The 13,470-nt window shown below is 43.5% G+C and carries 9 protein-coding genes; 8 read left to right on the plus strand and 1 reads right to left on the minus strand.

Annotated features, from left to right (window positions below):
• The first annotated feature begins 36 nt into the window (after positions 1-36).
• The 8 genes from OCW38_RS02860 (at position 37) to OCW38_RS02895 (ending at position 11,899) form a co-directional block, all read left to right on the plus strand.
• On the plus strand, positions 37-2,370 hold the full coding sequence (locus OCW38_RS02860) for a patatin-like phospholipase family protein (RefSeq protein WP_016787816.1): 2,334 nt from the start codon (positions 37-39) through the stop codon (positions 2,368-2,370).
• A 272-nt stretch (positions 2,371-2,642) separates the two neighbouring features.
• Positions 2,643-5,231: a bifunctional aconitate hydratase 2/2-methylisocitrate dehydratase gene (acnB, locus tag OCW38_RS02865; protein ID WP_010436014.1), complete on the plus strand. Its 2,589-nt coding sequence runs from the start codon at positions 2,643-2,645 to the stop codon at positions 5,229-5,231.
• Between the two features lie 225 nt (positions 5,232-5,456).
• Positions 5,457-5,825 carry a YacL family protein gene (locus tag OCW38_RS02870; RefSeq protein WP_016768974.1) on the plus strand — a complete coding sequence of 123 codons (369 nt, stop codon included), beginning with the start codon at positions 5,457-5,459 and terminating at the stop codon, positions 5,823-5,825.
• 267 nt (positions 5,826-6,092) lie between these two features.
• Positions 6,093-6,431: a P-II family nitrogen regulator gene (glnK, locus tag OCW38_RS02875; protein ID WP_010436019.1), complete on the plus strand. Its 339-nt coding sequence runs from the start codon at positions 6,093-6,095 to the stop codon at positions 6,429-6,431.
• Positions 6,432-6,458: 27 nt separating this feature from the next.
• The gene (locus tag OCW38_RS02880; RefSeq protein WP_010436021.1) at positions 6,459-7,688 is read left to right on the plus strand and encodes an ammonium transporter; all 1,230 of its coding nucleotides are present in this window, start codon (positions 6,459-6,461) and stop codon (positions 7,686-7,688) included.
• Positions 7,689-7,985: 297 nt separating this feature from the next.
• Positions 7,986-8,999: a Fe(3+) ABC transporter substrate-binding protein gene (locus OCW38_RS02885; RefSeq protein WP_010436022.1), complete on the plus strand. Its 1,014-nt coding sequence runs from the start codon at positions 7,986-7,988 to the stop codon at positions 8,997-8,999.
• A gap of 246 nt (positions 9,000-9,245) precedes the next feature.
• Positions 9,246-10,871 carry an ABC transporter permease gene (locus tag OCW38_RS02890; RefSeq protein WP_016768976.1) on the plus strand — a complete coding sequence of 542 codons (1,626 nt, stop codon included), beginning with the start codon at positions 9,246-9,248 and terminating at the stop codon, positions 10,869-10,871.
• Positions 10,871-11,899 carry an ABC transporter ATP-binding protein gene (locus OCW38_RS02895; RefSeq protein ID WP_016796134.1) on the plus strand — a complete coding sequence of 343 codons (1,029 nt, stop codon included), beginning with the start codon at positions 10,871-10,873 and terminating at the stop codon, positions 11,897-11,899. The genes OCW38_RS02890 and OCW38_RS02895 overlap by 1 nt, the downstream gene beginning before the upstream one ends.
• A 153-nt stretch (positions 11,900-12,052) precedes the next feature.
• Here the strand turns inward: OCW38_RS02895 and OCW38_RS02900 are convergent, their stop codons facing one another.
• Positions 12,053-13,465, minus strand: coding sequence for a phosphoglucomutase/phosphomannomutase family protein (locus tag OCW38_RS02900; RefSeq protein ID WP_016794564.1), 1,413 nt, complete (start codon positions 13,463-13,465; stop codon positions 12,053-12,055).
• Positions 13,466-13,470: the final 5 nt, after the last annotated feature.

The following is a 13,470-nucleotide window of genomic DNA, read 5'->3' on the forward strand; positions in this document are numbered from 1 at the left end:
TCGTAACAGAAAAGAATGACAAGGATAGTTTAAATAATGATTTCTCGTTGGTTAGTGAGTGGCTTGAGCATCGCCAGTGCTGTGATCAGTTTTCAGCTGTTTGCTTTTACTGTGACAGACGTTGCTCAATCTCAACAGGCTGAACAAGCCTATAAAAGACCGACGGTTGCTGTAGTACTTGCCGGTGGTGGAGCGAAAGGTGCGGCACATATAGGTGTGCTTAAAGCGCTCGAAGAGATGCAAATTCCAGTCGACTACATTACGGGGACCAGCATGGGGTCTTATGTTGGTGGACTTTATGCGACAGGAATGAGCGCTGACGAGATCGAGAGCTTTATTTATACGGTTGATTGGAATCGCGGCTACCGTGATCGCGTTAATCGTAGTGATCGCCGAGTGCGTGACAAAGAGTATGAAGACCGCTATCAGCTGAACACCGATCTAGGTTTAGGCTGGGGAGAAATCAAAGCAAGAAAAGGCGTGGTTCAAGGTCAGAATATGTTGCGTATTTTGCGTGAAACTACGGGTAACTTATCCCCGCTGGATTCTTTTGACCACCTTGCTATCCCTTACCGTTCTGTTGCTACAGATATTATTAAACTCGAAGAAGTCGTTATCGACCATGGTCATCTTGTTGATGCGATGATGGCAAGTATGTCGGTGCCTGGCGCTTTGCCGCCTTATGAAGTCGATGGGCGAATGCTGGTTGATGGCGGTGTCACCAATAACATGCCGGTTGATGTTGCCAGAGCGATGGGAGCAGATATCGTTATTGCTGTCGATATCAGCTCAAACTACAAAGGTAAGGAAGATTTTACTAATTTTCTAGCCGCCGCCGATCAGCTATCCAACTACCTTGTTCGTCGTAGCACTCAAGAGCAGGCCGAGACGTTAACGGACGACGATGTGTTCCTACGCCCTGATGTTGGGCTAATGGAAACCACTGAATTTGATAAGATGCCGGGCGCCTATCAAGCGGGTTATGATGCCGCGCGCCAATACAGCGCTGAACTTTCTAAGTTATCACTCTCCAATGCAGACTATCAGAAGTATATCGAGCATAAACAACAAGCTCGAAAAAAGCTGAAACACGGTGATCAAACCGTTGTTGATAAGGTTATTATCAACAATAACAGCCACTATTCAGATAAGTTGATAGAGAATCGCTTGAACCTCGATTCAGGACAGATCCTTAAAACCAGTGAGATTGAATCTCAGGTTAAAGATCTCTACGCATTAGACCGCTTTGAACTGGTCACTTATGAATTTGAAAACGTTGATGGTGAAGATCAACTCGTCGTTGATGTGAATGAGAAATCATGGGGCCCTAATTATCTCAATTTTCGCTTTTACCTTGAAGATGACTTTGCAACTGATAGCCAATATTCAATAGGTATGTCTGCGAACTTCACTGATATCAACTCGCACGGTGCTGAGTTAAGAACGAATCTAGAAATGGGTACTGATAAGCTTATTGAGGCTGAGTTGTTTTCTCCTTTTTTCTCAAGCCAGAAGTTGTTTACCTCGGCGTCGCTTGTTTACAGCAACCAGAAAAGAAATTTACCCGCCGGTGAGGAAGCGATTGAAGAGCCGACCCTCGATGTCACGCAAGATTACTTACCGATGACTTACAGAGAGTATGTGGGTGAACTTGCATTGGGTTACCAACCAACATTGTGGCAAGAGCTTAAAGCAGGTGTTCGTTATACCGACGGTGAAGTTGAGGTTGCTTCATTGCCCTCTCTAGGTAATGGAGGGTATTCACGTATCGGAGGATTCGTTAGTTATCGGTTGGATACCTTAGATAACTTTAGTTTACCGACGGAAGGTTACTTTGTTGATTTAGAGTATCTTGTCTCTCATGATGACTTTGAAAATGACAGTTCTCTTGGGGATTCTGACTTAACCTCTGAGAGTGATACCGTTTACGAGATTTCCGCTAATTTCATGGCGGCACAAAGTATTGAGAAGCATACTTTAGTCGCAAAGCTGGATTTTGGTATGGTAGAAAGCAAAAACTCTGTATTTCCAATTGATCCGAAGGAGCTTGGTGGATTCCTTAATTTATCCGGTATCCCAAGAAATAGCCTGATCGGTCAAAACTTGGCTTATACGAGTCTAATCTATCGTTACAAGTGGTTTGAAAATGATTTCGGCCTCTTTAAATCACCATTCTACGTGGGTGCATCCGTTGAACATGGTGGTGTGTGGTCGAACAATGAACTGAGTCTTGATGAAGCGCCGATGTTCACTGCTGGCTCTGTCTTTGCTGGAGTTGATTCTCCAATAGGGCCGATTATTTTAGCTTACGGTAGAACCGAAAGTAACTACGATTCGGTCTACTTAATTATCGGAACGTCTTACAAATAAACATGCGTGTGATAGCTCTTTTTCCGACTAAATAGGCAAAAATCGTAGGACTTTCGTCTTAACTTGCTATGTTGGTCAAAATGATAAGATTTTAATTTAACGTTAAATTTGCTATTCTACCGCCCACAGTTTGGCCTCTATGACGCCGCTCATCAATACAAATTGAATGACAAAAATGGCAATGGAGAGCCAAGTTTCCAAGGATGTTCACTTCTTTATTTTACTAACAATTATGAAGGGAAGAAGTGGACCGCAATGAGAGGAAAAAAGTCGTGCTTGAAGCCTACCGTAAACACGTCGAAGAACGTGCTGCCGAGGGAGTTGTTCCAAAACCACTAGACGCTGAGCAAGTCGCTGGCCTAGTTGAACTTCTAAAGAACCCACCTCAAGGTGAAGATGAATATATTCTTGACCTACTAGAAAACCGCATTCCACCAGGCGTTGATGAAGCTGCTTATGTAAAAGCTGGCTTTTTAACGGCTATCACGAAAGGTGAAGTAGCTTCTCCACTAGTAAGCAAAGAAAAAGCGGCTCAGCTGCTTGGTACTATGCAAGGTGGCTACAACATCGAACCTCTCGTATCTCTACTCGATGATGCTGAGCTTGCTCCAATCGCTGTTAAAGCGCTTTCTCATACTCTGTTGATGTTCGATGCTTTTTACGACGTAGAAGAGAAAGCGAAAGCAGGTAATACTTCTGCACAACAAGTACTTCAATCTTGGGCTGATGCTGAATGGTTTACTGCTAAAGACAAAGTAGCAGAGAAAATTACCGTTAAAGTATTCAAAGTCACCGGTGAAACCAACACCGATGACCTATCTCCAGCGCCTGATGCCTGGTCGCGTCCAGATATCCCAGTGCACGCAAAAGCGATGCTGAAGATGGAACGTGAAGGCATCACTCCTGACGAACAGGGTAGCGTTGGTCCGATTACTCAAATTGAAGAAATGCAAAAAGATGGCATTCCACTGGCTTATGTTGGTGATGTTGTTGGTACAGGTTCTTCACGTAAATCGGCAACAAACTCAGTGCTTTGGTTTATGGGTGAAGATATCCCATTCGTGCCAAACAAGCGTACTGGCGGTGTTTGTCTAGGTGGTAAAATTGCCCCAATCTTCTACAACACAATGGAAGATTCTGGCGCACTACCAATTGAACTAAACGTACAAGACATGAACATGGGCGATATTATTGATATCTACCCATATGAAGGTGTTGTGCATAAAAACGGTTCTGTGATTTCAAACTTTGAGTTAAGCAAAGTATTGTTAGATGAAGTTCGTGCTGGTGGTCGTATTCCACTGATCATCGGTCGTGGCCTTACAGGTCGCGCTCGTGAGGCTCTAGGCTTAGCTGAAACCGATCTATTTGCTAAACCAATCGACCCTTCTGCTTCTGACAAAGGCTACACGTTAGCTCAGAAGATGGTAGGTAAAGCATGTGGTGTTGAAGGTGTACGTGCTGGTCAGTACTGTGAACCTAAAATGACAACTGTTGGCTCTCAAGATACTACGGGCCCTATGACGCGTGATGAGCTTAAAGATCTTGCATGTCTTGGCTTCTCTGCTGATCTTGTTATGCAGTCTTTCTGTCATACATCGGCATATCCTAAACCAGTTGATGTAAATACTCACCATACGCTGCCTGATTTCATCATGAACCGTGCGGGTGTTTCACTTCGCCCAGGTGATGGTGTTATTCACTCATGGCTAAACCGTATGCTTCTTCCTGATACTGTTGGTACAGGTGGTGACTCGCATACTCGTTTCCCTCTAGGTATTTCGTTCCCTGCGGGTTCTGGTTTGGTCGCATTTGCTGCTGCAACAGGCGTTATGCCTCTTGATATGCCTGAATCTATCTTGGTTCGCTTCAAAGGTGAAATGCAGCCAGGTATCACGCTACGTGACCTAGTACATGCCATTCCTCTTTACGGTATCAAGCAAGGTCTACTAACCGTAGAGAAAGCAGGTAAGATCAACGAATTCTCTGGTCGTGTACTAGAAATTGAAGGTGTTGAGCACCTATCTGTTGAGCAAGCATTTGAGCTTTCTGATGCATCTGCTGAGCGTTCTGCTGCAGGTTGTACTGTTAAGCTATCTCAAGAGTCTATCGATGAGTACTTGAACTCGAATATCGTTATGCTTAAGTGGATGATTGCTGAAGGTTACGGTGATGTACGTACGATTGAGCGTCGTATAACGGCAATGGAAGAGTGGCTAGCGAACCCTGAGTTGCTATCTGCTGATTCAGATGCGGAATATGCTCATGTTATCGAGATCGACCTTGCTGACATCGATCAGCCAATCCTATGTGCACCAAACGATCCAGATGATGCTCGTCTTCTTTCTGACGTTCAAGGTACTGAGATTCAAGAAGTGTTCATCGGTTCTTGTATGACAAATATCGGTCACTTCCGAGCTGCGGGTAAGATGCTAGAAGAGTTTAACGGCTCGCTAAATACTCGCCTATGGGTAGCTCCGCCAACGAAGATGGATAAAGACCAACTGACAGAAGAAGGCTACTACGGCATCTTCGGTCGTGCTGGTGTACGTATCGAAACTCCTGGCTGTTCACTATGTATGGGTAACCAAGCTCGTGTGGCTGATGCTTCGACGGTTATGTCGACGTCAACTCGTAACTTCCCGAACCGCTTAGGTAATGGCGCGAATGTTTACCTGGCTTCTGCTGAGCTTTCTGCGGTTGGCGCGATTCTAGGTCGTATACCAACGAAAGAAGAGTACTTAGAGTACGCTGAGAAGATTAATGCAACCGCTGCAGATACATACCGTTACCTGAACTTCCATAAAATGGGTCAGTACACGGAAAAAGCAGACACTGTTATCTTTCAAGAGCCTGCGTAGCGCTTAATAGATAACAAGTAAGCACTTACTGCTTTTAAGGTACGTGTTAACTGTTAATTCAACGCCTTCTCCATGTGAGAGGGCGTTTTTGTTTGTGCTTTTTGTAAGAGGCACTGTGTCTCGTTAAACAGGCTCGATCTCAAATAGAGTTAGCTATATACTCTCGCCTCATTTTTGCTACTACTTATTTATTGAATCTTCTCTTTATTGGAACTTTGGAGCCGTATGGAATTCGAATTTACTAGAAACACTCTCATGGGTGAATACTATGTGAAATGCAGCATGGGCCATGAAATTGTTGGTCGTTGGCTTCAAGAAGAGATTGGTAAAGATAAGCAAAAGTTAGAGCATGTCATGGCGCTTATTGAGCAGTCTCGCCAAGATCTTAGTAATGAAGTTACACTACTTGGCAAAGAGATCAGCCTTGCGATCAATGAAGATGAAGTCACGATTCAAGAAAATGTGTTAGCGCATGAGCAAGAGATGGAAGAGGGTAGTGAGTTCGATTTTTATAACTGTGAAAGCCAAGCGAGTTGCGGAATTGATGATTTTGAGCTGTTGCTCGAACGCTGGATTGACTTTTTAGGTTATTAGTTATGATTTCTCAGCGATCAGTAACGACTTTTAGGTTATGAATTAGCAATAGTTTCATACTGTAATCATCTCGTTGCCCAAAACTGGAGCAACAATAGCGTTACGCATTAAGATAGTGAAAAGGCCGCACCAATATGGTGCGGCCTTTTTTGTTATTACGCTCTTAATATCTTTATTTTATTTTAAATCAATGACTTAACTTTTTGGCACGCTACTTGGATTGTAATAAGGGAATTAACGGATTTGTGAAGAATTTAAGGAACTAATATGAAATTAATAAATGCCATTGTTAAGCCATTTAAATTAGACGATGTACGTGAAGCGCTCTCTGATGTAGGTATTGAAGGTATGACTGTTTCTGAAGTGAAAGGTTTCGGTCGCCAGAAGGGACACACTGAATTGTATCGTGGTGCAGAGTACCAAGTTGATTTCCTGCCAAAGGTAAAACTAGAGATAGCTACCCAAGCTGAGAATGTTGACCGAGTTGTTGAAGCGATTAGCCAAGCGGCACACACCGGAAAAATCGGCGATGGCAAAATTTTTGTGTATGACCTTAGCCATGCCGTACGAATTCGTACTGGTGAAATGGATGCTGAAGCACTTTAAAGAATTACAAGGACTGGAGACTTTAATATGGAACTTACAACAACAGTAACGGAACTACGTTACGCACTAGACACTTTTTTCTTCCTCATTTCAGGTGCGTTGGTAATGTGGATGGCAGCAGGCTTCGCAATGTTAGAAGCTGGCCTAGTTCGCTCAAAGAACACCACAGAAATTTTAACTAAGAACATCTGTTTGTACGCAATTGCTTGTACTACATTCTTAGTGGTTGGCTACAACATTATGTACGTAGACAATGGTGAAGGTGGTTGGTTACCTTCATTCGGTACTCTAATTGGTACTCAAGGTGAAGGTGCAGACCACTCACTAGAGTCAGACTTCTTCTTCCAAGTAGTATTCGTTGCAACAGCAATGTCTGTAGTATCGGGTGCAGTTGCTGAGCGTATGAAGCTTTGGTCATTCCTGATCTTCTCTGTTGTACTAACAGCGTTCATTTACCCAATGGAAGGTTACTGGACTTGGGGCGGTGGTTTCCTATCAGAAGCAGGCTTCAGTGACTTCGCTGGTTCAGGTATCGTACACATGGCAGGCGCAGCGGCAGCATTAGCAGGTGTTGTACTACTTGGCGCCCGTAAAGGTAAATACGGTAAGAACGGTGAAATCTACCCGATTCCTGGTTCAAACATGCCACTTGCAACGTTAGGTACATTTATCCTTTGGTTCGGTTGGTTCGGTTTCAACGGCGGTTCTCAGTTAATGGTTTCAGACTTTGAGAACGCAACAGCAGTTGGTCAAATCTTCTTAAACACTAACGCAGCAGCAGCAGCGGGCGCAATTGCAGCACTACTAGTATGTAAGACAACATGGGGTAAAGCGGACCTAACAATGATCCTTAACGGTGCGTTAGCTGGTCTAGTTGCAATCACTGCTGACCCTCTATCACCATCACCTCTATTCGCGGTAGCAATCGGTTCGGTATCTGGTGCACTTGTTGTGTTCAGCATCATCGCTCTAGATAAAGCTAAGATTGATGATCCAGTTGGTGCTATCTCTGTGCACGGTGTGTGTGGTTTCTTCGGCCTAATGGCTGTGCCACTAAGCAACGCTGATGCAACATTTGGTGCTCAACTACTAGGTGCTGCAGTAATCTTTGCTTGGGTATTTGGTGCGAGTCTAGCGGTATGGGCTGTGCTTAAAGCGACAATCGGTATTCGTGTAACTGAAGACGAAGAGCTTGAAGGTATGGATATGCATGATTGTGGTGTTGGTGCTTACCCTGAGTTTGTGTCAGTAAAATAATCAGTAATAATAACCTAGCCTGAAAAGGTTAGGTGATAGAAAGAAAGCCCTACAACTTATGGTTGTGGGGTTTTGTTTTATTTACGGTAGAGTAATTGTTAGACACCTTGATGCCAATATAAAGGCTCTGCACTGGTGAGTGCGTGGTTATTCTTGTTGAAATGGTTTGTTACAAAAGTGAAGATTTTAATGGTCTGAGTAGACAGATTTTTTGTCGCTCGTCATTGTAATTATGTTGATGATGAATATAATAACGCAACTGATAGACATTATCATTTCGATATAAAGGATTTTACAATGAAAAAACTGCTAACACTTTCAGCTCTAGCGTGTAGTGTAATTGCCCCGACAGCAATGGCTGCGGAAGAAGTAAACGTATACTCTTACCGTCAACCTTTCCTTGTTGAGCCAATGTTCAAAGAATTCACAAAAGAGACTGGCATTAAAGTAAACGTGAAGTTTGCTAAAAAAGGTTTAGCAGAGAAGTTAGCTCAAGAGGGTGAATACAGCCCAGCTGACGTTGTATTAACTGTCGATATTAGCCGTTTATCTGAGCTAACTAAGCAAGGTCTAGTTCAATCAGTTGAAAGTGATGTACTTGAAAAAAACATCCCTGCCCAGTACCAAGATACTGCTAACGAGTGGTTCGCTCTAACAACTCGTACACGTAGCGTTTACTCTTCACGTGACCGTGTTGGTCGTCTAGGTGAAGAATTCACTTATGAAGATCTAACTAAGCCTGAATTTAAAGGCAAAATCTGTACTCGTAGCGGTAAGCACCCGTACAATGTTTCTCTCGTTTCTTCGATGATTGCTCATAAAGGCGAAGCTGAAACGAAAGAGTGGCTAGAAGGCGTAAAAGCAAATCTAGCACGTAAGCCTCAAGGTAACGACCGTGCACAAGTTAAAGCGATTAAAGAAGGTCTATGTGATGTTGCTCTTGGTAATAGTTACTACCTAGGTAAAATGATTAATGATAAAGAGCAAAAAGCTTGGGCTGACTCTGTTTACATTAACTTCCCTAATCAAGAGACAACGGGTACTCACGTGAATATCTCTGGTATGGCAATGGCTAAATACTCTCCAAACGAAGAGAATGCCGTTAAGCTGATGGAATTCCTATCTGGTAACACTGCACAAAGCATGTACGCAGAAGTGAACTACGAATACCCAGTGAAAGCAGACGTTAAACCTTCTGAGCTTGTTGCTTCGTGGGGTGAGTTCAAAGCAGATACTATTTCTCTAGATGAAATTGCAAACCACCATGCGGCGGCAATCAAGCTATTAGATGAAGTTAAGTTCGATCTATAATTTATTATTGTAGGCTCCGGCCCGCATAAAATTATGACCCCAAGTGGCTATTTTCGGCTCCTTGGGGTTGTTTGTTTTTGGAGAAATCACTTTTTGATACAAAGCTCTCCCTTGATCCATTGAGTTATGAGTATCTCACCTTGAAGTCATTACGGTATATGGGTATAAATACCCCCACCATTAAAAGGATATGAGATGTATTTGCAAATGCATATGTATTTCATTAAGCCTCATTGTAGTTAGGCGATGAAAGAAAAGAATTATTTATGGAACACCAGTAGCGGAATAATCGCTGTACTGCTTGTTTTACCAATCTTGGCGATTTTTACGACTGCTGTTGGAGAAACGGATGAGCTATTTTCTCATCTTATGTCTACAGTAATGCCCACCTATGCTTACAATACGGTGGTTTTAGTCATAGGAACCATGTTCCTGTCTTTGATTTTCGGTATTCCGTCTGCATGGATCATGGCAATGTGTCGTGTTCCTGGAGAGCGTGTTTTGCAATGGGCTTTGGTGCTGCCATTGGCAATGCCTGGCTATATTGTGGGCTATATTTTTACCGACTGGTTTGATTTTGCTGGCCCTGTTCAAATCCTGCTACGAGAACTGACGGGGTGGGGACCTAGTGAATATTGGTTCCCCGACATTAGAACCTTATCAGGCGCTATTATTGTTCTGTCTCTCGTTCTTTACCCTTATATTTATTTGCTCTGCCGTGCGGCTTTCATGGAGCAAAACGTTTCCCTATTACAATCTGCTCGCTTGTTGAAGTGCTCTCCCTGGGAAAGCTTTCGTCGTATCTCACTTCCACTTGTTCGTCCTTCCATGGCGGTCGGTTTGTCTCTTGTTGCGATGGAAACCATAGGTGACTTCGGTACTGTAAGCTACTTTGCTGTTAACACACTAACGACAGCGGTTTACGATACTTGGTTGGGCTACTCGAGCCTAACAGCCGCTGCAAAAATATCGGCAATCATGTTGGTGATTGTCATTCTCTTATTGAGCACCGAGCGATACAGCCGTCGTAAACAAAAGTTATTTCAAAATCAATTTAGTAGCCGCGAAGATTTTCGTTATGAACTAATCGGTTGGAAAAAGTGGTTGTCACTGTTTTGGTGTTGGGGGTTAGTGTGCATAGCGTTTTTATTCCCCCTCGCGCAATTGATCATTTATGCCTACAAGTATTTCGCTCAAAGTTGGACACCAGAATTCAGAGAATATGCACTTAATAGTCTTTACGTCTCTGTTGTCGCGGCGATTATTGGTGTACTCGTTGCGTTGATTGTGAATTTTAATCAACGTGTGAGCCCTGGTAAGAAAAACCTGGCTTACATGAGGTTTGCTTCAATGGGCTATGCTGTTCCAGGCACCGTTCTAGCGATTGGCGTGATGGTACCCGTGTTGTTTATGGATCACTTGGTCAATGACATCGCTAAAGTGATGGAGTGGGGACGACCTGGTTTGATCTTCTCTGGTTCCATGTTTGCGCTTATCTTTGCAATGGTAGTGCGTTTTTCAGCTGTTGCTATTGGTAGTATCGAAAGTAGCCTAAGTAAAGTATCACCTTCATTGGATATGGCCTCTAAAACAATGGGGTGTAATACCAACCAGATGTTACGCCGTGTTCACCTACCTTTGATTAAGCGTGGTGCTCTGATTGCAGGCTTATTGGTGTTTATCGAATCAATGAAAGAGCTAAATGCAGCATTGCTGCTGCGTCCCTTTAATTTCGAAACGCTCGCGACTTATGTTTATAACTATGCGTCAGATGAACACCTTGAATTAGCAGCTATGCCTGCTGTGTTATTAGTATTGGTAGGCTTAATCCCACTGATCATCGTAAACCGTTCCTTGGAGCAGAAACACTAATGAGTTGTGCATTATCAATTAAAAATCTGACTTGTAAGTATGATTCCCAAACCATTTTGGAATCTCTTTCTTTAGAAGTTGAGCATGGTGAAATTGTTTGTCTGCTTGGTGCCAGTGGATGTGGTAAGACGACGCTGCTTAAAGCGATTGCAGGTCTGCTTCCATTGAGTAGTGGCGTTATGAGCTTGAATTGCCAAGTTATTGATGACGCTGCGAATTGGTTGCCGCCAGAGCAGCGTAACATTGGAATGATTTTCCAAGATTATGCTCTGTTTCCACACCTCACCGTGAGTCAGAACGTGGCATTTGGTCTACGCGATATGTCTGAGCAAGATAAGACTGCGAAAGTTCAAGAGATGCTTGAGCTCGTACACCTTGACCAATTTGGCGATCGTTACCCTCATCAGCTATCTGGTGGACAACAGCAACGTGTCGCGATTGCGCGCTCTTTGGCATATAAGCCAGACCTGCTGCTATTGGACGAACCGTTTTCTAACATTGATACCCAAGTACGTCATGAGCTGATTTCTCAGATTCGTAAAATCTTTAAGAAGCAGGGTGTGACGGCTATTTTTGTGACTCACAGTCGTGAAGAAGCGTTTGCTTTTGCTGACAAGATGGCAGTAATGAATCATGGTGTCATCGAACAATACGGCTCGGCGTCAGAACTGTACTTCCACCCATCAAGCAAGTTTGTTGCTGATTTCTTAGGTGGCGGAAGTTACTTGAATGCACAACGTATTTCAGATAACGAATTTGAAACAAGCTTAGGTTTGATTGAGGCCAAGGCGCAAACCGAGATCGAAGTGGGGGCTGAATGTGCGTTGTTGTTAAGACCTCAACATATCGTGGCTACTCATGATGTAGACAGTAACCTTTCAGTATTAGAACAGCAGTTCATGGGAGACCACTGTCGTTATGTGATTGAAGCGAACGGTCAGAAGTTATTAGCAACCTCTTCAGAGGCTCTTGAAATGGGTATGCCGGTAACCGTAAAAGTAGATACAAAAGGCGTATTGGCGTTTTAACGATTTCTCGTCATTCCCATTCCTGTAAATAAAGCTCAGTCATAAAAAAGCCCAGAACTTAATTAAAAGTACTGGGCAAAAGTTCTTCATCAATAGGCTTTAACAAGGCAGTGATATGTTAAGTCCCATACAAAGCTGCTGCACTCTATAAGCCTATAGAGAGAGGAAGTCTTTTACTTTTTGAAGAACATGTTCTGCAGTGTATTTATCTTCCATTTCTGCGAAAATTCGTAGTAACGGCTCTGTTCCTGAGAAGCGAGCAATGACCCAGCCGCCATTCTTGAAGTACACCTTTGCACCATCTTCATAGCTAACTTTTTCAATTTCGTATTCAAATTCAGGTAGTTGCTTCTCGACGTAGATCTTAGTGTAGAGCGCTTCTTTCTCTGAAGGTTTAAACTTACAATCGCCTTCTGCGGTGTAGGCATAGCCATATTTAGAGTAAATCTCATCAAGCAATTCAGACAGCTTCTTGCCTGTCACACTGATCATCTCAACCAGCAAGCTTGATGCAAATACGCCATCCTTACCTTTGATGTGACCTCGAATGGTTAAGCCACCTGAGCTTTCGCCACCAATTAGAGAATCATCAGCTTCCATTTGAGAGCTGATATGCTTAAAGCCTACAGGAACCTCAAAGCTCTTCTCTCCATGATCCGCAGCTACTTTATCCAGTAGATGTGTGGTGGCAATATTACGAACGACAGAGCCCTTCCAGCCTTTGTATTCCAGTAAGTAGTAATAAAGCAGTAGTAGTACTTCGTTAGGGTGAATGAAGTGACCTTTCTCATCAATAATACCCAGACGATCGGCATCGCCATCAGTACCAATACCTATGTCATAGCCTTCTGCTGCAACTAAGTGCTTCAAGCGATAGAGCGTTGCGGCATTTGGTGATGGCATCAAGCCACCAAAATCTGGGTTTTTGCCATCGTTGATGACGTCGACATCACATCGACCGTTGATCAGCACTGTCTGCAAAGCATTTTTCGCTACGCCAAACATTGGGTCAATCAGCACGCGTAGGTTAGCTTTCTTGATCGACTCGATATCGATGAAGTTGATGATTGAATCAACAAAGTCGTTCATCGGGTTGATGATCTCGATTTCTTTGTCGTTTAACGCTTGCTCGAAATCAACTCGTATAACGTCTTCGCTGGTCAATGTTGCGATTTGCTGTTCTATCTTCTCGGTGATGATCTCATCAGCATCACGTCCACCTTCAATGAAGATTTTGATGCCGTTGTAGTCTGCTGGGTTGTGAGATGCGGTAATACATGCCGAGTAGATGCAGCCCATCTCTTTCGCTTGGAACATCACGATAGGTGTTGGAACGAACTTATCAATGAAGCTTACTTTGATGTTGTTCGCCGCAAGTACTTCTGCAAACCAACATGCTGCTTTATCTGAAAGGAATCGGCGGTCATAGCCGATCACAAACCCGTTCTTTGCGGCATTTTCATTATTGATGATGTTAGCGAGCGCTTGTGCCACCAAGCGAACATTGTCTCTGGTGAACTCTTCACCAATGAAAGCGCGCCAGCCACCGGTACCAAATTTAATCATTAGAA

Source organism: Vibrio cyclitrophicus (assembly GCF_024347435.1).
GTDB classification, from domain to species: Bacteria; Pseudomonadota; Gammaproteobacteria; order Enterobacterales; family Vibrionaceae; genus Vibrio; species Vibrio cyclitrophicus.